This is a genomic window from Neobacillus sp. YIM B06451 (assembly GCF_032667185.1).
Classification (GTDB): Bacteria; Bacillota; Bacilli; order Bacillales; family Cytobacillaceae; genus Bacillus_D.
In genome coordinates, this window is the sequence record NZ_JAVFKJ010000002.1 from 1 (window position 1) to 21,341 (window position 21,341).

General features: G+C 45.7%; 20 protein-coding genes and 1 pseudogene. 4 read left to right on the plus strand and 17 right to left on the minus strand.

The window, feature by feature from the left end; translation table 11 throughout:
- Window positions 1-96 precede the first annotated feature (96 nt).
- On the minus strand, window positions 97-954 hold the full coding sequence (locus RB160_RS04605) for a DUF6544 family protein (RefSeq protein WP_316569059.1): 858 nt from the start codon (window positions 952-954) through the stop codon (window positions 97-99).
- Window positions 955-1,190: 236 nt separating this feature from the next.
- Between RB160_RS04605 and RB160_RS04610 the strand changes: the two genes are divergently transcribed.
- The 3 genes from RB160_RS04610 to RB160_RS04620 all read left to right on the plus strand — a co-directional run bounded on the left by RB160_RS04610 (window position 1,191) and on the right by RB160_RS04620 (window position 5,729).
- Window positions 1,191-2,651, plus strand: a complete 1,461-nt coding sequence (locus tag RB160_RS04610; RefSeq protein WP_316569060.1) for a 3' terminal RNA ribose 2'-O-methyltransferase Hen1 — start codon at window positions 1,191-1,193, stop codon at window positions 2,649-2,651.
- On the plus strand, window positions 2,651-5,242 hold the full coding sequence (locus RB160_RS04615; RefSeq protein ID WP_316569061.1) for a polynucleotide kinase-phosphatase: 2,592 nt from the start codon (window positions 2,651-2,653) through the stop codon (window positions 5,240-5,242). The genes RB160_RS04610 and RB160_RS04615 overlap by 1 nt, the downstream gene beginning before the upstream one ends.
- Before the next feature lie 268 nt (window positions 5,243-5,510).
- A complete protein-coding gene (locus tag RB160_RS04620) occupies window positions 5,511-5,729 on the plus strand; it encodes a hypothetical protein (RefSeq protein WP_316569062.1) in 219 nt (72 codons plus the stop codon).
- A 66-nt stretch (window positions 5,730-5,795) separates the two neighbouring features.
- Here RB160_RS04620 and RB160_RS04625 read toward each other — a convergent pair whose 3' ends face one another.
- From RB160_RS04625 to RB160_RS04665, 9 genes are all read right to left on the minus strand, one after another.
- The gene (locus RB160_RS04625; protein ID WP_316569063.1) at window positions 5,796-6,749 is read right to left on the minus strand and encodes an NAD(P)-dependent alcohol dehydrogenase; all 954 of its coding nucleotides are present in this window, start codon (window positions 6,747-6,749) and stop codon (window positions 5,796-5,798) included.
- A gap of 296 nt (window positions 6,750-7,045) precedes the next feature.
- The gene (locus RB160_RS04630) at window positions 7,046-8,290 is read right to left on the minus strand and encodes a GTPase family protein (protein ID WP_316569064.1); all 1,245 of its coding nucleotides are present in this window, start codon (window positions 8,288-8,290) and stop codon (window positions 7,046-7,048) included.
- A gap of 449 nt (window positions 8,291-8,739) precedes the next feature.
- Window positions 8,740-9,297: a hypothetical protein gene (locus RB160_RS04635; protein ID WP_316569065.1), complete on the minus strand. Its 558-nt coding sequence runs from the start codon at window positions 9,295-9,297 to the stop codon at window positions 8,740-8,742.
- Window positions 9,294-9,926 carry an SCO family protein gene (locus tag RB160_RS04640; RefSeq protein WP_316569583.1) on the minus strand — a complete coding sequence of 211 codons (633 nt, stop codon included), beginning with the start codon at window positions 9,924-9,926 and terminating at the stop codon, window positions 9,294-9,296. The genes RB160_RS04635 and RB160_RS04640 overlap by 4 nt, the downstream gene beginning before the upstream one ends.
- Before the next feature lie 199 nt (window positions 9,927-10,125).
- Window positions 10,126-11,805 carry a cbb3-type cytochrome c oxidase subunit I gene (locus RB160_RS04645; protein WP_316569066.1) on the minus strand — a complete coding sequence of 560 codons (1,680 nt, stop codon included), beginning with the start codon at window positions 11,803-11,805 and terminating at the stop codon, window positions 10,126-10,128.
- A gap of 15 nt (window positions 11,806-11,820) precedes the next feature.
- Window positions 11,821-12,282: a cytochrome c oxidase subunit II gene (locus RB160_RS04650; RefSeq protein ID WP_316569067.1), complete on the minus strand. Its 462-nt coding sequence runs from the start codon at window positions 12,280-12,282 to the stop codon at window positions 11,821-11,823.
- Window positions 12,283-12,295: 13 nt separating this feature from the next.
- Complete coding sequence (locus tag RB160_RS04655; protein WP_316569068.1) at window positions 12,296-12,436, minus strand: cytochrome c oxidase subunit 2A; 141 nt, start codon at window positions 12,434-12,436, stop codon at window positions 12,296-12,298.
- A 468-nt stretch (window positions 12,437-12,904) separates the two neighbouring features.
- Entirely contained in the window at window positions 12,905-13,804 is a 900-nt protein-coding gene (gene cyoE / locus RB160_RS04660; protein ID WP_316569069.1) for a heme o synthase, read from the minus strand.
- A 118-nt stretch (window positions 13,805-13,922) separates the two neighbouring features.
- A complete protein-coding gene (locus RB160_RS04665; protein ID WP_316569070.1) occupies window positions 13,923-14,216 on the minus strand; it encodes a hypothetical protein in 294 nt (97 codons plus the stop codon).
- A 6-nt stretch (window positions 14,217-14,222) separates the two neighbouring features.
- Between RB160_RS04665 and RB160_RS04670 the strand changes: the two genes are divergently transcribed.
- Window positions 14,223-14,453: a hypothetical protein gene (locus tag RB160_RS04670; RefSeq protein WP_316569071.1), complete on the plus strand. Its 231-nt coding sequence runs from the start codon at window positions 14,223-14,225 to the stop codon at window positions 14,451-14,453.
- A 687-nt stretch (window positions 14,454-15,140) separates the two neighbouring features.
- Here RB160_RS04670 and RB160_RS04675 read toward each other — a convergent pair.
- From RB160_RS04675 to argH, 7 genes and pseudogenes are all read right to left on the minus strand, one after another.
- A complete protein-coding gene (locus RB160_RS04675; protein ID WP_316569072.1) occupies window positions 15,141-15,491 on the minus strand; it encodes a hypothetical protein in 351 nt (116 codons plus the stop codon).
- Window positions 15,492-15,617: 126 nt separating this feature from the next.
- Window positions 15,618-16,301 (minus strand): hypothetical protein, encoded by a 684-nt coding sequence (locus tag RB160_RS04680; protein ID WP_316569073.1) that lies wholly within the window; start codon window positions 16,299-16,301, stop codon window positions 15,618-15,620.
- A gap of 465 nt (window positions 16,302-16,766) precedes the next feature.
- Window positions 16,767-17,405, minus strand: coding sequence for a hypothetical protein (locus tag RB160_RS04685; protein WP_316569074.1), 639 nt, complete (start codon window positions 17,403-17,405; stop codon window positions 16,767-16,769).
- 326 nt (window positions 17,406-17,731) lie between these two features.
- Window positions 17,732-18,601 (minus strand): serine/threonine-protein kinase, encoded by an 870-nt coding sequence (locus RB160_RS04690; RefSeq protein WP_396954667.1) that lies wholly within the window; start codon window positions 18,599-18,601, stop codon window positions 17,732-17,734.
- 155 nt (window positions 18,602-18,756) lie between these two features.
- Window positions 18,757-19,020, minus strand: a complete 264-nt coding sequence (locus tag RB160_RS04695) for a DUF4190 domain-containing protein (RefSeq protein WP_316569076.1) — start codon at window positions 19,018-19,020, stop codon at window positions 18,757-18,759.
- A 19-nt stretch (window positions 19,021-19,039) separates the two neighbouring features.
- Window positions 19,040-19,537, minus strand: a pseudogene (locus tag RB160_RS04700) (GyrI-like domain-containing protein); the annotation flags it as partial.
- Window positions 19,538-19,784: 247 nt separating this feature from the next.
- Window positions 19,785-21,275 carry an argininosuccinate lyase gene (gene argH, locus RB160_RS04705; RefSeq protein WP_316569077.1) on the minus strand — a complete coding sequence of 497 codons (1,491 nt, stop codon included), beginning with the start codon at window positions 21,273-21,275 and terminating at the stop codon, window positions 19,785-19,787.
- Window positions 21,276-21,341: the final 66 nt, after the last annotated feature.

Here is a 21,341-nt window from a genome sequence, read left to right on the forward strand (position 1 = left end):
AATTTTTGCTTTCTTATTAGTGTCTACTTGACAGGGGTCACTTCAAAGTACGGTTTCTTCTATTTTTATAAAATATAAATGGTCTCGTTTCTTCAATTAATAGATTTCAGGTTTGTTATATTCAATTTCACTGATACGAGCCTCAAACCAATTAAATTCCCCATCTTCTTCAAACCAGATGACAGTCCCTTTTTCCGGGATTCTCCAGCCATTAAACTCTTTAACTCCCTTGTATCTTCCGCCCCAGTCATTTAGTTCGTACTTTCCATTCATTTCCCGGTAGCGCTTCCCTTTAAAGCTCTCAATGTCCCCATTTTCAGTGAATGTAAAAATTCCGGATACGCTAACCCCTTTATATTCCATTGTCGCTTTCGCAGAATAGTTATCAATTCCTTCCCATTTAATATTAGGACCAAGGGCAGCGCTTGGAAACCACGGCATTTCGGCTAAATAGCGCATCAGTGTACCCGAATCAATCTCTGCTGCATTCGCATTCACAACCGGTATGATGGAAAAGAGTTTGATTTTCATGCTTCCTTTGCCAGACTTAAAAGTATCTATTCCAGACAGATGAACGAGAGGAGCCATCCTCACATCAGCAATCCAGACAAACCCAGGTTCATCCACGGTAAAGTACTGCTCCGCTTTGACCGGCATCCACGGCCCATCTTTTTTCGTCCTCATTTGCCCTTCCTGCTTTAAGCGAACTGCGTTAATTCGCTCCCTCCCTATTGCGTTTGAATTTATCAGCCATTTCTGAACCGGAGATGGAAGGTCTTTTATGTCATTTTTATCAATCGGTGTAGAACTCTGTACATCACGATCCTTAAGCAAACTATTTGCGCTTTCTTCCGCCTGTTTTATAAAAATAATTTTTGCGATTCTTGGGAGTACGATTACGACTAAGAGAATAATGACAATAACAGCCAGCGTAATCAATTTCCACTTTTGCATGTGATACCCTCCTCAAATGAAACTATTCAGAATCATCATAACAAACGGTAAAATTTTCCTAAGCGACAAAAGTCATAGGAATGCAGTTGCTTGTAAAAAGTGGAGTTATGATGTAGGGGAAGTACTTTTATTTTTAAATGGAAGCGCTCCATCCATTCCCTGCTTCACTCTTCGCCTGCTTGTGGTATTCTTGTTGTAAGTTTTATTGATTTGATTGATTTTGTGGAGGTGGTTTTGTGCAGTTGACAATTAGGGCGGCTGGCGATGGCGCGGGCATGGTATCGCATTTGCTGGCGAAAAATCCGTTAAATTTGTATGAACGGGCCCATAAGGGGCATCTTGTCCGGCTTTTTTATAGCAAGTTTACGGATAACGAGGTTGATGTGACGATATTTGTTTCACCTGATCCAATTGAACTGATTAAAAACAGTGGGAATGTCTATGACATTACCCATTACATTAATGACCGGGAATTTGCGGTGAGCAGCATCTTTCTCTCCCTAATAAGGACAGCGTTAGGCACGGCATTAAATGGACAACCGAAAGAAGAATACCTTGACTGGGTGGACCACCCGTTTGATATGGAATTCGAGTTTGCCCCTGTTGCATCAAGCCTCTCCGATGAGCATATTCGGGCGCTCTTTGAGCCACTTGGATTTACGGTTAACATTTCGAGGGCGGAAACAGATTACAATTTCGCTTTTAAAGCGAGAAGCTCGATTCGGTCTATTTTACTAAAAGGGCAAACGACCCTTAAAATGGGGCTTCGGCAATTGTTTGTCCTCATCCCTGTTTTGGACAATTATAAGCACTATTTTATAGATGAAAGGGAAATTGAAAAGCTTGAGAGATTTGGGGAAGGCTGGCTTGACGATCATCCTGAGAAGGATTTCATTCTTCGGCAGGCTTTGCGATTCCGTGAAGTATACAGCATGGCCGGTATACAAGAAGGAACGAAGGCCAGCGCGCCTAAAAATCAGGTTGTAATAGATTCGGAGATTGAGAATGCTAGCGGAACCGATTTAACTAAGGTTGGCGGGGAAACTATCAATTCCCAAAACGAAGAAAACGAGGCACAGCTGCAAGAACCGAAAACCAAATTAAATGACCTCCGCTATGAAAGAATTACTGAACTGATTAGCGGACTACAAAAGCGTGAAAGAATAGTAGATTTTGGTTCGGGAGAAGGGAAACTATCCTTTCGGCTTGGTTTCGTCCCTGGGGTAAAAGAAATTTTATCTGTTGAGCCTTCGGAATCGGCCTCCTTGAAAGCAATGGAACGGTTCAAAAAAGGCGAACAGATTGAAGGTTTCGTTTCGCCGACCCAGCTTTGGGGTTCGCTCTTCTATTATGACGACCGGCTTAAGGGAATGGATGCGATGATTTTGTGCGAAGTGATCGAACACATCGACCAGGAAAGGCTACCCAAGGTAATGGATACAATCCTCCACCAATACCGGCCGAAAACCTTGTTCGTGACGACGCCAAATAAGGAGTTTAACGCCGTTTATGGCCTGGATGGGATACGCCATTCCGACCACCGTTTTGAATGGACAAGGGATGAGTTCCAAGACTGGTGCAATAGGCTCGCTAAAGATGGCAGTTACGAAACCATTTTTGAAGGGATTGGCGAAAGCCATTCCGAGTATGGTGAGCCAACCCAGTTGTGTATTTTTAAAAGAAAGGATGGTGCCTGATGAAGCTAATTGTACCCCATGCGGGAATTGTCCTCTTGATTGGGCCATCCAACAGCGGCAAGTCGACTCTTTTACAAAATTGGATCGATTCGAATTCGATTAAAGCCTCCGAGGTTGCAAGTTCCGATGAATTCCGCATCCTTGTAAGCGATACCGAATTCATCGACTGGCGTGGCCGTCCTAAAGATGAGTCTGACAGCCTGTTTGATGAATACAGTGCCATATCAAAAGAAGCATTTGCCATGTTGGATTCAGTCATAGAGGCCCGCTGCCGGCTGAACAAATTGACATTTATTGACGCGACCAACCTCCATGCCGATGAGCGAAAGCGCTATATCGCCCTCGCCCGGAAACATCATGTCCCCGTCCTTGCCATGATATTGGACATCCCCGAAAAGGTTTTGCTTGAAAGGGATGAAAAGCGGGACAATCCACGTGGAAAAAGGCGCATCAAGCAGCAATACCAGGTATTCAACAGGGAAAAGCGCTTTATTAAAAAAGAAGGCTACACGGCGGTTTACCATATAAAAGAGACGGCCGATTCAGAACTTATTAGGAGGACCAATCCTGTTGTCATTGATGTTGGTTCCGGAATTGATATTATCGGAGATATTCACGGCTGCTACGAGGAAATGACCGAGCTTCTCCTTAAGCTTGGCTATGAGCAAAATTCCGAAGGCCTCTATATCCATCCAGAAGGCAGGAAGTTCCTTTCAATCGGGGATGTGATGAGCCGTGGTCCGGAATCATTGAAAACAATGCTCTTTTTTGTCCGGCATATCGAACATGGCCTAAGCTTTATGATTGATAGCAATCACGGCTGGAAAATAGCGAGATGGCTTGAGGGTAGGAAGGTTTCCCTCGGCCACGGGGATGAAAAGATCGCGCACGAATTGGAAGACTATGAAGCGCAGAATGGGCCTGAACGCACGGCTGAATTAAAAGCTGTTCTTAAAGACTTTTTACTAAAGACTCCTTCCCACTATGTGATTACAAAAAATGGCGTGCCAACCCTGGTCTGCGCCCATGCCGGAATAAAGGACGAATTTATAGGAAAGCAATCACGGGATATCAGTGATTTTTGCCGGTATGGTGATACGGATGGGTTTAACGAGGATGGAAAACCGATCAGGAAGGACTGGTTCGTCCATCACAAATCGAGCCTGGTGATTATTTGGGGGCATGACCCGAAACCTCAGCCGCTTATCGTCAACAATACGATCAACATCGACCAGGGAGCTGTCTTCGGCGGAAAATTGACTGCCTACCGATACCCTGAGGAAGAATTCGTTTTTGTAAAATCCGATAGGGATTATTCCGGGATGCCGGACAACCCTCTTCTGGAATGGGAGAAAAATCGGTTCAATCCTCCGAATATCGGCAAGTTTATAAACGGGTATTCCGTGATTACAGAGCAAGTGGGCGAGGTCCGGGTATACGAGGACATTGTAAAACCTGCAATCGACACAGTCTCCCATTTTACAGTGCCGATTGAGCAGCTGGTTTACATTCCGCCGACGATGAGCCCGACGCCAGCCCCTTCTTCTTTGGAAAATTTTCTAGAGCATCCGAAAGAGGCTATAGAGTACTATCGAAGCCACGGAATTACAAGGCTGGTCGCTGAAAAGAAACATATGGGCAGCAGGGGCATCCTTTTTCTATTCAAGGATGAAGAAAGTGCTGTTAAATATACTGGAATGAAAACTCTCGGAGTTATCTATACGAAAACCGGCCGCCGCTTTTTTGACAGCGGTACGGAATCCGAAATTGTTAAAAGGCTCAACGATGATTTGCGTGCCGGGGGTTATTTTACAAAATACGAAACAGACTTTGTCCTTCTGGACGCTGAAATCATGCCATGGAACTTGAAGGCGAAGGAACTGATTCAAAATCAATACGCCCATGTCTCGGAAGCCGCACTGATTGATAGGTCCGACCTAGCGGAAAAATTGGCCGCTGCTGCTGCAAGTAACCCCGCGGTGGAGCCATGGCTTAGTGAATATCAGCAAAAACTGGCCAATGCGGCCGCCTTTAAGGAGGTCTTCCAGCAGTATTGCTGGGATGTCGACAGCATTAAAAAAATCCGGATAGCGCCATTCCATGTCCTGGCTCACAGCAATAAGGACTTTTTTGATAGGCCACACACCTGGCATATGGAAATGAACCGGGTTCTTGCTGGGTTATCGGACTTGTTTATAGAAACGGAATATAAAATAATTGAGGATGATGCCAGCGAGGCGGAAACCATTCAATGGTGGACCGAAATGACGGAAGAAGGCCATGAAGGAATCGTGATTAAGCCGGAAATGTTCGTACCAAAAGCCGAAGGGAAACTCATCCAGCCTGCGATTAAGGTCAGGGGAAGAAAATACCTACGGATTATTTACGGGATGGATTACCTTCTCCCCGCCAACCTTGAACGGCTTAAAAAGCGCACGACAGGTAAAAAACAAAAGCTCGCACTCCGGGAATTCGCTCTCGGAATCGAAGGTGTAAAGCGTTTCGTAGCGGGTGAATCAATCGAGCGGGTCCACGAATGCGTCCTCGCCACACTCGCAATGGAATCCGACCCAGTCGACCCACGGCTTTAATTTAAATCGAAACCCGGTCGATCCACGGCCATAACCAAATAATAAAGCTTTTGAAGCAGGGGATGCGCCTTCCCTTCATTTGTATTCAGAATGAAGCGTTGGGCCCGTCCCCTGTTTTTGGGGTTAAGAAGCACTAGCTTTGTCCTCTGTTCCACCCGTTCGGCTGTGATATTTGGCATATGGCTTTTTCATTGGTTGTGCTACGGTTGAGGAAAGTTGTCATTTTGCGAAAGAGGAGTGTTTGGATATGTGCTGCGGATGTTCGAGTATGGAGGATGGCAAAGCGGTTGTCGATCATGTGAAGGAAAAAGGAAAAGCAGGGCATTCACCTTTGGTTGAGCATGAAATTCACTGTGAGTGCGGCGAGGTTTTCAACCTTAAAACAGTCGTCATAAATTGCCCGAAATGTGAAATGACCTATGCGGTTACCCCTTGCAGTTCAGGCGACATCAATAACGTCAAGTGCGCTGGCATTGCCTATACATAATAAAAATCCCTCCGAGCTAGGAGGGATTTTGTTTTTCATATCGAATCAACGCTGTATTCTATTGCCCTATTTGATGGTAAGAACAATCTTTCCTTTTGTACGTCCACGTTCGATATGCCGGTGCGCCTCGACAATCTGTTCCAAAGGAAAGTATTTCTCAATAGTCGGTCTTAATTTCTCATCCTCTACAAGGCCGGCTAAGAAATCGAGATCTTCATCATTTGGTTTGGCAAGATGAATCTTTGCTTTCTTACGACCCATAAATGTGCTTAACATCAATTGAACAGGGTGATATTTAGGGTAAAATAGATGTTCTGTTATATAAACCCCACTATCGGTTAGCGAACGCAAACAACTGAAAAAGGTCCGCTTTCCAACTGCGTCCAGAATAACATCATACTTCCTTCCATTATTTGCGAAATCTTCTTTTGTATAATCAAGAACGTAATCTGCCCCAAGTTTCTTAACCCACTCTAGATTGGAGGTACTGCAAACTGCGGTTACTTCAGCCCCGAAGCATTTTGCAAGCTGAACAGCAAAGTGCCCAACCCCGCCTGAGGCTCCATAGATTAAGACTTTTTGTCCCGGCTTCACCTGGGCAACATTTCGCAATGCCTGTAGTGCGGTTTGCGCGGCACACGGTATAGCCGCCGCCTCCTCAAAAGTAACGTTTTTAGGCATATGGCTTAGGGAACTCTCACGCGGTGAGACAAATTCGGAATGGGAACCGAAACAACTCCCGAAAACGCGATCGCCAACCTTAAATTTGTTTGCATTTTTACCGACTGCCTCAACCGTTCCTGCAACATCAATGCCAAGTATGGGATTTTTCGGTTTTGTTAGTCCATTATCCAACCTTGTGGGCAAGTAACCCTTCCGGTACAAATAGTCTAAAGCATTGACCGAGGCACTGTGCACTCGAATCAACACTCTATCATCATCCTTAATGGATGGCTGTTCGACCTTTTTTATCTCCATGACTTCTGGGGGGCCATATGTACCATATACAGCTGCTTTCACCTGAACCGCCTCCTATCCTTTTTCCTTCGGTTGAACAAGTCTTTGTAAAAGAATCTGTGCTCTTTCCAAGAAAGGCTCCAGCTGGAAAAGCAAGCAGGTGTAATTAATTTAATTTTGAAGTGAGACTATGAACATAGTCTATCTTTATATATTCTCCTTGCCCTTATTTATAACCTTCTTATAGTAAAAAAGAATCAGTCCTAATGTAACTGAATTGGACTACTAACTAGCATGCTATTTTTACTTTCTTGAACAAGATAAGGCAGCCATTCTAATTGGCTGCCTTTTCAAAAATGTTATTCCTTTTTCTTTTGCTCAAAGATAGTTTTGTAGATGTTTCGGACATTTTCAAGCGGGCTTTCATCAATGAAATAGGCTATTGCCGCTTCGCAAAGAGCGTAAGTGCCTGCCGTTGCGACTGCCCCTGAGATGACGCTTCCAGCAACAGGGATAATTTTCAGAAGCTGGCGGGCGACCTGCCGGAAAACGAGTCCAGCCGCGGCATTCACCCCAAGGGCGCTGACAAACTCGATTACGCCTTTTTTATCGAGCCTCTTACCGCCAATCAGCCCGATTGACGTCACCATCGCCATCTGCAGCCCTGTTATGATGGGGATATCAGGTCCCGGGATTGGGCTCGCCCCGATCGCGCCGGTTATTCCCGCGACGCTTTTCCCAATCCTCCTGGCCAGTTTTTTTTGGATCGATTTGATCTTCGACAATTTTGCGAGAATCATTTGTGCCTCATTGGGCAGCTGCTCAATGAGGTAATCGAGCAGTTCATCGACGTTCCAGCGAATGTCGTAGACAATCTCACCACCTTCGAATTCCATATAGGAGCTCACCGGAATCACTTTAACGGGCGTGGAAACCCCTTCTTCAAGCTTCGTGGCCAGTACTTCGACCGCTTCTGCAATGTTCTTCTGCTTTATTTCATTGTTAAACGGCGGTTTATCCACCGACTTCGGGCTAAGCTCGTCCACTTGGGTGACAACGCCGATAACGGGAATGGTATACTGATGCTCCACCTCAATCATTTTTCGCAGTTCGGCAAGCTGTTTGATGTCCTCATCGATTCTCGAGCTAACTTCCTTTGCTTTGCTTAAAAAAAGAATCGCATCCGGGCACTTTTCCCGAATCGACGCTTGGACCTCTTCCATCGCGGTTGAGTATGAAAATTGTTCTTCTGGCCGGTCAGCCTCACCAAGTCCCCGTGTGTCGAGAATTTCAAGGTTTCCAGCTTCCGATTCATACGTATGCCATTTGCCCATCCCGGTTCTAGCTTTCACATCGCCAATTTCCGCCCGCATCTCACCGAAAATAGCATTGATCAAGCTCGATTTTCCCGCACCCCTGCGCCCGACAATCGCAATCCTGGCCGGCCTTGCATTCAAGGTGAACAATTTCAACTGCTCAAGCTCCCCGCGAATTTTTTTCTTCAAAACCTCTGGAAGCTTGGATACCACCAGGCCGTCGTATATCGACTTGATCAAATCATCTATTTGTTTAACCTGTTCATCCTTATCCTTCCCGTTGTCCATCAACAATCCCTCCCGACTTTGACTCTTATTATTAACGTTTTAATTTTAAAAATGTTTCAAAACGATTTATTGCCGTTAACCCCATAAACACCATACCCCAATACAAAATCCTCACACAACTTTGGTGGAGTGGCCGTTTTGAAAATCAACGGACATTAAGACCGGTACAGGGTTCTAAAAGATTATCTGGTTTTATCGGAACCAAAATAAAAAGACTTCCGACTCGTTCGCAGCAATTTTCCGAAAAGCTGTCAGAAGTCATGGTATCTGTTGACACATTCACGGCGATTTTCCGGAAAGCTTTCAGAACCGGGGTACAATGCGAACTGTTTCCACAATAAAAAAAGCCCAGGCACAACCGCCAGGACCAAAAAGTATTGCACAGCCGCTCGTTAACAGATCACCGAAACCGTCTAAAAAAATCGCTACCCCTTTCGCTAACGCATCCCCTATTCATAATCAGCCGGATTGATAAAGAACGTATACGCCAAATACACGATAAATGCAACGGCGGTAGCTATATACCCCCAGCCGAGGATAACCTGGTCGATAACGAGGTAGCTGTTGCACAGATTGTCTGGTGCCATGATATACAGCCAGCCCATCCCAACAATCAGCGCCGTAAAAAAGCCAATAACCAAGTTCCTGCCGAACCCCGAAAGCTTTCCCCAGCTATCCCGTAGCGGAACCCCCGCCAAAAAAGGCAAACTAATAAACTTGAAAACTTCGACCGCCGGGACCGTGAGCGCTTCATCCATCGCCCGCGGCAGCATCCAGTACCCAATCACCACAACAAACAATAGAATCCCCGGCACACCATTCTCATTCCACTTTTCAAAAAAGCCCGGAAACCTTTCCTGGAAAAAACGTCCCATAAAGAAGCCCGCCACCACGAGCATCGGCATCTGCATATGCATATGGACAATCATGATTGACTCCATGAAACTGGCGACCGGGGGAAGCATCAAAGCCACGAGCAACAACAAACCATAACTCGCCTGTTTCATCGCTTCTCCCCCTCCTCCATGATCCGAAGAACCTTTCGCGTCGCCTCGCCGGTCTTCGTGTAGTCCATCACGTCAGCCAATTTGCCCTCAGGGTCGACCAGATAAAACGCCGAATTGTGCGCGAAATTCCCTTCCCCATCAGGAATCACGATCACGCCGAACTCCTTCAACAGCGAATCGAGCTCCGCCTGGTCCGAAATCCTCGCCATCCGCCATGTCTCTCCATCGCTTCCGAACATGTCCTTGTACTTATCAAGCCGCTCAGGAGTATCCCGCTCAGGGTCGAAACTGATGCTCAAAAACACAATCTCCTTCCCCAAATAGCGCTCCGGCAGCTTCTTGTACACCTCGCCCATATTCATCTCAAGCTCAGGGCAAACCGTCCCGCAGCTCGTATAAAGGAACGTAATGAACACATACTTCCCTTTAAACTCCGAAACCGAATACGCCCGCCCCATGCTATCCTCAAGCGTCACCTCAGGAAACTTTGGCTTATCCGCCTTCAGCCGCTCAACCCGCGCCGCCTCTGCCGTAAACGCCCGGAACCCGTCCGTCCCCACATAGAACAGCACAACCCCGAACAGCAGCACCACGATACTCGCCCATGTATTTCTTCCAAGCTTCTTCATGAAAACCACTTCCATCCAGTGTAATCCCCTGGCAGAGACAGCCGATCGCCAAACCCTCTCTTTTTTGAAAAAATCCTTTGGGCCCATGCCTTCAGTATGCAAGCCACACACACGGCCCAGCGATCAATCCCTGAGCCGTGTGCATCAGCCAAACTCCTTCAGCCTTCTGCCCCAAACGGACCGCACAAACCTTACTCCCTTACCACGTCTTAAACGGAGGCGATCCCGGAGGCGAGTTCACGATGAACTCTGTCAGCGGAATGACGTACGCCATTCCCACAATGACAAGCATTACAACAATCCAGACGCCCCAACGCTCTGTCCAGTACGGCGTCTTTGAAGCATTCTCTTCCTCCTCTGCAATCGGGAATTCCGTGTCGCCTTTCGGAGCGAAGAACATCATATTAATTACGGCATATACCTGGAGCACAACCCCGATAATGAGCAGCGTGCCGCCGATTGCAAGCAGTGCAAGATACGGATTCCAGCCAATTGCTGTCGCATGGTCGCCATACGTTGTGAAGGAAGTCCTCCTTGGCGAGCCCATCAATCCAAGATAGTGCATCGCGAACGCCATCGTCGTCATGCCGATCGTCCAAACCCATGTCTGGATCAAGCCTAACCGGTTCATCGACTTAGTCAGCACCCTGCCGGACAGGTAAGGAACGAGCCAGTAGCTGATTCCGAAGAACGTCATCACAACCGTCATACCGAGCGTCAAATGAAAGTGTCCGACAACCCACATCGTATTGTGGACAACCTGGTTCAGTTGGTTCGTGCTTTGTACGATCCCGCCAGCACCAGCCGGAATGAATGCAACCATTGCGATGAAAGGAGCAAGGAAACGCACATCGCTCCAAGGCATTTTTTTATACCAGCCAAGAAGCCCTTTTCCGCCGTTTCGGCGTGCCGTCCTTTCAAAAACCGCGAACAGCGCGTAAGCAGTCATCAACGACGGGAAACCAATCGCAAGGCTCATGAATACGTGCATGAATTTAACCGATTCAGAAATGCCAGGGTCGACAATCTGGTGGTGGAAGCCGCCCGTAATGTTCATTACTACAAGTGCAATGATAACAACCCGCGTAAGCGTATCGCTCCAGCGCCTGCCGCCCATCAATTTTGGAACAACCACGTACCAAGCCGAAACGGCTGTCAAATACCAAATGTTCACGAGCGTATGCCCGAATGCCCAGAACAGCGTCCTTGCGAGCATGACATTGATCGTTTTTACCCAACCGAACGCCCAAGGGATAATCATGAACACTTCAATCGCAACCGGAATCGAACTGAAGAACAGAAGAATGAAAACGCCTGTCGCAAAATAAGAGATAATCGGAACGTGCTGCCCTTTATGCTGCTTCCTCCAAGTTGCAACCTGTATAAAGCAACCGAACGCGCACATCCAGACGCCGAGCACGATGAACACGAGCCCGATGTAGAACCACGGAGACGCTGCCATCGGCGGATAGAACGTGAACATAACCGAAGCCTGTTTCAGCAATATCGGAATGACCGCCATCACGAAACCGAAAATCTTCATCCCAAATCCAATCCACGCCATCTTCCTAACTTTCGGAAGCAGCCCGCCCAATGTATGGGACATCGCCGCGTAAAAATAACCGATGGTGAAAAACGCCGTCAGGACTAGAATCAACAAGAGTCCGTGAGCCGTTAGCACCTGATAATAGTTGAACCATGTCGGCAATTCGAGAATTCCCGCCCGGTTCAGCCCCTGAAGCAATCCCAAAAATCCGCCGACAAGCAAGGCTATGAATGCGACAAAAATGTATGATTTCGATAAAACTGCGTCTTTCGGATTAACTCCTAGCGCGTTGTTCGCTTTTTCTTTAAACGTATGAGCCAATACTGTAGCCATTTTCGCTGCCCCCCTTTACTTCACCGTAATCGTCGTGGCCATCATCTGGTGGCCCGCGCCGCAATATTCGTTGCATAAAACAAGATAGTCGCCCGCTTCTTCAAAAACCTGTGTGATCCGTTGGATATGCCCCGGAACCACCATTGCATTTATATTCGTTTCCGCAACCTCAAACCCGTGGACAACATCCTTTGAGGTCAAAATGAACGTCACCTTCGCCCCGGCTGGAACCTCGATTTTCGCAGGCGTGAAACTAAAAATCTGCAGCGTCATCACGACTTCATATTCGTTTTCACCAACCTGCTTCACGCCAGGCTGATCGAATGGCGCGATTTCATCGACCCGCTGCGGATCAATCGTCTCCTTCGCGCTCGGAGGCCCCATCTCCAGCGCGAATGTCTGATACCCCGTTAAAATCATAAACCCCATAATCATCCCGAAACTCAATGCCAACCAAACCTTCTCCGAACGATGCATATCCGTTTCCCCCCTAATACCTGGCCATGAACAGGCCGAATAGTACGAAATAAGTTAGTAAAATCACGCCACCAACAACCCCAAGCGAAATGAACGTCCCCATCAACGAAGTCTCCTTGCCCTTGTCCGCCTTCTTCCCTTTTAGTGCAGCCACCGTAAACCAGCCCCTTTACTTTTTTTCTTACCTTCATCATAATTGCGAATGATTATCAGCAGAGTGAACTGAATCACACCCCCAACCCTCTTTTTGGAAAAACTGGCCGCCGCACCTGTCGAACAGTCATACTTTGATGTCTGGCACCCGGTAGGCATAGCGCTGGAACCCTTATCCTTACTGGTTTTCTGCGATTTCCAGAAGATACGAATCATTGCGAATGAGGAAGAAAAATGCCGAAACTGAATTCGTGACAAATTGGTGAACATCTCCTGAACGGGGGCTAATTGAGAATTTGGCTTTTTATAAGAGAAGCGGAACAGAAAATTGGGGACAAAAAACGAAAGGGAAAAGGATAGAGAAGCCGAATGGAGAATGGGGATGAAAAAATGTAGACGCAAAAAGGGAAACCGGTATATTAGAACGGTTTCCCAGATTTTTTTGAGGCGAATATTCGAGGACTTATTTTTACCAAAAAGCCGGCAATGTCACGGCGATCGGCAAAAGGAAAATAATTGTGATGTAGTTGACTGAATAAAGAAAAAGCACCCTTGCCCATTTCATATCATCTTTAGCGTAAAAGCCAAGGATCGCAACCGCCAAAAATCCGAGATTCGCAAGCATGGCAACAAGGACGAATAGTCCGCCGAGCGATACTAAGTAAAGCGGCAACGGAAGCAGACACAAAACATAAACAAAGATTTGCCGCTTTGTTGCTGGCAAACCGTACACCACCGGAAGCATCGCAACCTTGGCCGCCTTGTATTCTTCGTATTTCCGGATTGCGATCGCGAATGTATGCGGCATTTGCCATATAAAAAGGATCAGGAACAGGATTATTGGGACAAGCTGAAAGCCAGAGTCGATCGCGGTCCAGCCAATCATCGGCGACACCGCACCGGAAACGCTTCCGATGACCGTGTTCAGCGTATATCGCCGCTTCGACCACATCGTGTACAGGACGACATACGAGAACCAGCCGATGAAGCCATAAATCGCAGCTTCATATGTGGTGAACAGCAGGAGGACCTGCCCGATAACCGACAGGGCAATTCCCGTAATCAAGACCGATTTTAGCGAAAAATGCCCCGTCACTGTCGGGCGCTTCTTCGTCCGCTCCATGATTGTATCGATATCAACGTCGTACCAATTGTTAATGACAAGGGCCCCGCCCATTAGCAGCGTACCGCCAACCATCGCCAACAAAAACACATCTAAATGGTCCGCGAAAGAATAGCCGTTGAAAAACAGCGCCAGCCAAAAACCCGTAAAAATCGGCAGGACATTCACCACCAGCACCGGGCCTTTAAACAACGACCGCACATCCCGCAAAAACCCCTTCAATCCACCGTACTTCGCAACCATCATGTAAAACTCCCACCCGTGAAATGAACTAACCTTATTCTACCACTAAACAATTTTTTAGTGCCATTTAGGCGCCGGGCAACCGTATGTAATGTTATGGCTACAGGCGGTTGCCCGGTACTTAAAGCAAGAAGGTTAATGAGCAAAATCTGTCGCTCAATGGAATTTGAATGACTTCCTTTTCCGATTTTGACCAAACAATGTCACTCATCTGGATTTGAGTGACTTCCTTTTCGAATTTGGCCCGAACAATGTCACTAACCGGGATTTGAGTGACTTCCTTTTCGCATTTTTCCCGAACAATGTCACTCAACGGGCTTTTAGTGACTTCCTTTTCGATTTTTACCCGAACAATGTCACTCAACGGGCTTTTAGTGACTTCCTTTTCGATTTTTACCCGAACAATGTCACTCAACGGGATTTGAGTGACTTCCTTTTCGAATTTTGCCCGAACAATGTCACTAAACGGGATTTGAGTGACTTCCTTTTCGATTTTTACCCGAACAATGTCACTCAACCGGGTTTAAGTGACTTCCTTGTCGATTTTTACCCAAACAATGTCACTCAACGGGATTTAAGTGACTTCCTTGTCGGATTTTACCCGAACAATGTCACTCAACCGGATTTAAGTGACTTCCTATTCGAATTTTAACCGAACACTGTCACTCAACGGGATTTAAGTGACTTCCTTGTCGGATTTTACCCGAACAATGTCACTCAACCGGATTTAAGTGACTTCCTATTCGAATTTTAACCGAACAATGTCACTCAACGGGCTTTTAGTGACTTCCTTTTCGATTTTTACCCGAACAATGTCACTCAACCGGGTTTAAGTGACTTCCTATTCGAATTTTAACCGAACAATGTCACTCAACGGGATTTAAGTGACTTCCTTTTCGGATTTTACCCGAACAATGTCACTCAACCGGGTTAAAGTGACTTCCTGTTCGATTTTTACCTGAACAATGTCACTAAACGGGTTTTTAGTGACTTCCTATTCGAATTTTAACCGAACACTGTCACTCAACGGGATTTAAGTGACTTCCTATTCGAATTTTAACCGAACACTGTCACTCAACGGGATTTAAGTGACTTCCTATTCGAATTTTAACCGAACACTGTCACTCAACGGGATTTAAGTGACTTCCTATTCGAATTTTAACCGAACACTGTCACTCAACGGGATTTAAGTGACTTCCTATTCGAATTTTAACCGAACAATGTCACTCAACCGGGTTTAAGTGACTTCCTTTTCGATTTTTACCTGAACAATGTCACTTAACAGGATTTGAGTGACTTCCTTTTCGGATTTTACCCGAACAATGTCACTCACCCGGGTTTAAGTGACTTCCTGTTCGATTTTTACCTGAACAATGTCACTAAACAGGATTTGAGTGACTTCCTTTTCGAATTTTACCTGAACAATGTCACTAAACAGGATTTGAGTGACTTCCTTTTCGAATTTTACCTGAACAATGTCACTAAACAGGATTTGAGTGACTTCCTTTTCGAATTTTACCTGAACAATGTCACTAAACAGGATTTGAGTGACTTCCTTTTCGAATTTTACCTGAACAATGTCACTAAACAGGATTTGAGTGACTTCCTTTTCGATTTTTACCCAAACAATGTCACTCAACGGGATTTGAGTGACTTTCTTTTCGGATTTTACCCAAACAATGTCACTCAACTTCACCCCAAAACAAAAAAGGTGCCTGGCCCTTCCCGGGACATTTTCTGTCCCACGAGGGTACCTTGCACCAATTTCAGCAAAACTTATTTAATCTACAGCCCAATTGAAGGCGCGAAAGTTCGTTTATTCACCGGATTCAGGTGTGATGAAGAAGTAGACTTGAGGGTTTTCGGCATCGCTTATGTCGGTTGCTTCTGTGTAAGTGATTCCTTTATAAGCGAAGGTTGGCTCCTCTATTTTCTGTTCCTCTGTCATGTCGAGGCCATCCTCAATCGCCTTGATGTCCTCGGCAGATGCTTTCGGAGCAGTCGCTCCAATCAATGTCCTTTTCAAAATCTCGTACTGGTCATTGATCGCTTTTTTCCTCTCGAGTTCATCCTTGTCTGTCACGTCCTCGGGAAAATGCTTCTTGACGAGGGTGACCATGTTTACCGTGTCGTCCTCATTCAGCATTCCTGTAAAATCAAGGCCTTCCATAATCTGAATTGTAAACATTTCGCCCATCGTTTCATAGTTTCCAATCATTACCCTTGGAATATCTTTTCCTGCAGCCATTTCTTCATAAACACGGTCATACACACGATTGGTTACTAAAATGAAATCATCCAGCATCAAGTTACTAAAAGTAGAATAGGATTCAAGATTGATACTTGCAGGCAGGCCGGTCAACCCTGCATGATCTACACCTTCGTTTTCAGATTGGTTATCGTTCACATCCACAGAGGGCTCCTTGTTACCCGCTTCCTCTTTTTCGCTGCAACCCGCAAGCATCAACATGACCATTAAACAAGATAGTAGGATTCTCACGCACTTTTCTTCCTTCCTGTAAAAATAATAGAGTAATATGTCCTGAAAGAGAATTGCGCCGAAAGTGAATGTTTCTTTTAAAAAACAACTGGCGCTCCAATCCAGATAGCAATCTTTCAAAGCTTCTATGTATTCTTGATTTTTTTAAAAAATATAACAACTCGGTGCTTCAACCTCTTTCATTGAAGCCCTCGAAAGCGAATTTCACCCCTTTTTAGCCAGACTGAAACTTTTCTTAATTTTAACATTTTCCGCTGAATATGACAGCGGAGTTTTCCATATTTTCAAAAAAATTCTTCAAAATTCTATATTTTAGTATAAAATGAAGAAAAATGTCGCGTTTCTCCTATGCCTCCTTGTCAGCAAATAGTTTTAGACAATTGATTCAGTTGAACCTTAACAGCAAAAAACCCTTCCGATTTGGAAGGGGGGTTTTTTTAAAGAAGCTCTTTATAATCAAAAAGTCTAGTTAGGAGGTTCACCCTCGAAGGTTATAAAGAAAAACTTTTTTTCTCCCGCCGGGTCATTTTTATCCAACTGATAGGAATAAGCAATTTCTTTATGGATAAAAAAGTCTGCTTCCTCTTCTATTATTTCGGATTTTTGGGCCAATCCTTCCTGGACTGTTTTCAAATCCTTTTTTGTTGCTCCGGGTGCGGTGGATGCAATCAACGCCTGTTCAAGGATTGAATATTGCGCCAAAATAACCTTTTTTGCTTCTATCTCATTATAATCGGCCGGTTCTTTGGTTGGCATCAACTGGGTGAGTACAACCATGCTTAAAGTGTCATCGTCATTCAGGACCGCTGATAGAACTAGGTGGGGACTAAACCAAATATCGGTTGTTCCGAACTCCACTTCGTACTCTCCGATGACGGCTTTCGGAACATTTTGTCCCTCATCCATTTTTTCATGAATTACATAATACTTGCTTTCAAAGTCCTCAAGGAAATCCTCGAGTGTAACCTTGTTGAATGCGGAATATGGAACACCGCTCGCTTTTGTACTTGTTCCTGGGTTCTGCGATCCATTGCCTTGGGCAGCCTCATTACCTCCACAGCCAGCCAACATAAGCAAAAGCAGAACATAAGCAATTTTCTTCAAAACCTTCGTTTCCTCCCCAATGAAATCCCCTATCAATCCTCCGTTTGTATTCCTAATTTTACCACCTCGTCGAGTTATTTACATTAATATTTTGGTATTTTCTTGCATCTCATAAATTTCCCAACTTAGTGCCTTCCTTGAAAACTTATACTGATTAGAGTTCAGGCAAACGACTAATTTTTACTAGGGAGACTTCTGGATACCTTTAAATTCATGTTCAAATGAAAGTTCCAAAAAACTATTAATGAGAAAAACGAAAACGGCATGAAAAGTAGAAACAAGCCACTTTCAAAAGTGAAGCAAAGGATTATTAAGCTTGTAATTCATTATCCACGGGCTTTTTTCCACGCATCGAAAAACTCTTCAACAGTTGAATACCGGGCAACGTGCTCCTTTTCAACCGCCTTCAGCGCTACCTCGTAGAGATCTATACTTGCCTCCCATTTTGAAAATGAACGGTCTAATTCACCGCCAAGCAGCACAAACGCAGCCGCACCCATATTAAAAACGTTGGTCTGGGAGTCAATCGGCGCGCCAAGCTTGAATTCCTCTGGCGACATGAACCGGGAAGAACCCCACATTCTGCCCATCGAATTGATAAAGGGCTTTTTCTGATAAAGGTCGATATCACAAATTCGTATTGTGTTTGTTTTAAAATCATACAAAATGCTTCCATCAAAAAAGTCGATTGCCACAAAGCCTTTCTTTTCGGCAAAGGCATGGAACTCAAAAATGCATTCCAGGGCACCAAGCCTCTTTTCGGCCGACAACTGCCTGAACCGGAAAAAGGGAGAATTGGGATCAGTGTACTTTTTGGGTGGGGGGAACTCATCCGGCATGTGCAGGCACTCCCCTTCAAACCAGTCAAAAACGAGCGCATAGCACCCGTCAACCGCAAAGTGATCCTCAAGGCTTACCAAATGTGGATGGCTCAATTCCCCATAAAGAAGCGCAGCGTCCTTCAACCGCGCCACCGCATCCTCTGGCTTTCCGGCATACCTCAATGTTTTCGCCCCAGCGAATTTCACCAGCTTTTTCGCCCCATTTCGTTCAATCCCAAACGCGATATTGCCAGAATCCTGCCTGTCAAAGACGCAAAACACGTTACCGTAATCCTTAAGCCAGCCAAAATCATGCGCCTCCAGTAATTCGTACGAAACGTCATCAATCTTAAACCGCAACGTTTTCCCTCCCAATTAAACGTAAAGCATGAGATGTGCCTTTCTCTTCATTTGGCTTTATGTGTTTTTTAAGGCAATACTATCAATCTCATTAAAAATCGCATCAATTTTGATTGAATAAAATAAAAGAGCACTTAAAATGTGCTCACCAGGTAATTTATAAACGTTGATTATGAAACTGATACGGAGGAATAGGCAACATACCCAATAATCATTAAAAGTTGAAGAATAATTCCTACAATACTACTAATTAAACCAGCGGTTGCCAGCTTTCTCCCATTTTCATTTGTTTTATTCATCTGTTTTACAGCTGTTCTCGAAAAAACTATTCCAATAACCCCTAAAATTAAACCAATGAAAGGAATAAATAACGATAAGATGCCGACTGTTAGAGATATTATTGAATGATTATTTGTTTGATTTTTTTCTGGCATTCCCTTCCCCCCTTTTGTTTTACCCCTTTGGCAAAACCGGTACCCAAAGTTCATGCTTCGGTTTGCGTTTTGGGCCGTAATAGCATTCGATGCAGGGCGCGGTGGCGAGCTCATATTCCGATGCCGGTAGCCACTCCGAGTATAGGCGTTTCCAGGCGTCCGGTATATTCGGGAAAACGGCCCATGTGCCTGGCGGAATCACCAACGACTTCATATCATCCGGGATTTCGCCGCTATAACGCACACCCATGAAATAAGTAAATTCGTCAGCCCTACTTGCAGTTTCCTCCCCACAAATCCCGAGCAGGCCTTCCAGCGTGCATTGCGGGTTTTCCCAAGACATATCTATCAATTCCTGCATAAACCCATCTTTTTTCGCAGCGCTCCAAAGCCCGGGAATCGTTTTAAACGCCCTGCTAGTCTTCACTGATTTCCCATTCCCAACAACCCTAATCTCAAAATCTATCGTCTCAATCCTATACTCCATCTCCCAAACCCCTTTTATTATCAAATAGAATCATCCAAAGCAGACATTTTTCCAACTTGGTTGCATAGCACCTTTTACTTCCACTTTATATGATTCATAGGAGGGTTGCCTAGTGTTTAGCAGGTTTTTTTTGGAAAAGAAGAGACCCATGCGGTTCGGTGCATGGGTCTCTCTGCTAGGGCTCTGTGCATTTTGTTTCAATTCGGAAGGAATGATTGAGTGTGTCGACCATTTTTCCCAAAAGGGTCAGTTCAGTCGTCCGTCCCTTTCTTCATTCTTATAACGTGTAGGCGAGGAGCTGTTCACGTTTTTCCTTTAATGTTTGGACTGTTTGTTCATATTGTCCAATTTTCACAGAAAGGGAGGTTTTGCGTTCGGCAATCATTCGCTCGACTTCCTTCGGGCTTGGGCCGCCCTGGATGCTGCGGATTTGGACAAAGTATTCCGGGGAAATGATTTTTAGCCATTCCGCCTCTGTCAGTTTGACGTCGACGAACCTGGCGATGACGCCATTAATTTGATCAATATCCCATTCGTACAGTTCTTTTGCCTGCCTGGTCGTTTCTTTTGAGATAAAGCTTGCGATGGAATGGGCTTTTCTGAACGAGATGCCGTATTCCCTGGCCAGTGTGTCGGCGAGTTCGGTGATGGTGATGCTCGATTTGCGAGCCATTTCCAAGGCGTGTTCCTTGTTGACTTTGAGGGTTGCGATAACAGCATACATAAGCGCCATGACTCGGTTGGCGTTATTGAATGCCCGGTATAGATGCGGCTGGAGGTCGTCCTCCGTATCGACGATGTCGCCAAACGGGGTATTGTGGATCATCGTGACGGCGGCGAGCGCCTCCCCATATGCGCTGCTCGCGATCGACCTTGAATGCTCGATTGATACCGGATTGCGTTTTTGCGGCATGATGCTGCTGCATTGTACATATGGATCGGCGACATAGAACGTGGCGAATTCCCTTGTTACGTGCAGAAGGAAATCCTGGATCCAGCGCCCGGTATTGATCATGCATGTCATCAAGGCGGTGGATGTTTCGAGCAGGTAGTCCGCCCCTCCGATGCTGTCGTACGAGTTTTCGATAAGTTTATCAAAGCCAAGCAGCTCACGGGTCCTGTCACGGCTGATCGGGAATCCGGTAGTTGTCAGCGCGGCCGCTCCGAGAGAAGATTGGTTTACGGTCTCATAGGCTGACCAAAGCCGTTTAATGTCCCTCTGCAAAACATCATAAATAGCTAGGAAATAGTGTCCAAGCGTAGTAGGCTGCGCAGGCTGAGTATGAGTGTAGCCTGTCATGTACGTATCGATGTTTTGTTCGGCCTGCTCTAGGAGCGCTTCGCTCAGCCGGTACGCGCTTCCAAGCAGGTTAAGCAAATGCTCCCTTAGGACAAGGCGGTACATAGCGATTCCCATGTCATTACGGCTCCGGCCAATGTGGATTTTCCCGGCCAGTTCATTGCCTATTTCCTCGCCGATTCTTGCTTCCATCATGAAAAACAGGTCTTCGAAATCCGGCTGGTAGGCGAGCTGCGTCCTGTCCGATTCGCCAACTTTGTTTATCCCATCGAGCATGATTTTGGCTTCGGATTCCGGTACGATTCCCTGCTCCGCAAGCATAATTACATGAGCGCGGTGAATATCGAACATAACATCGAAAAGATAATCCCTCTGGTCGTTAAACACAGGCATCAGCAGCTTCTCCACATACGTCTTTCCTGGAAAAGCAGCACCTTCTTCCCTGATAAAACCTTCAAATTTACTCACAATTTCATCTCCATTTATGAAAACATTTTGCTCTTGAAGCAGAATTACGCTCATCTGTGTGGCGCC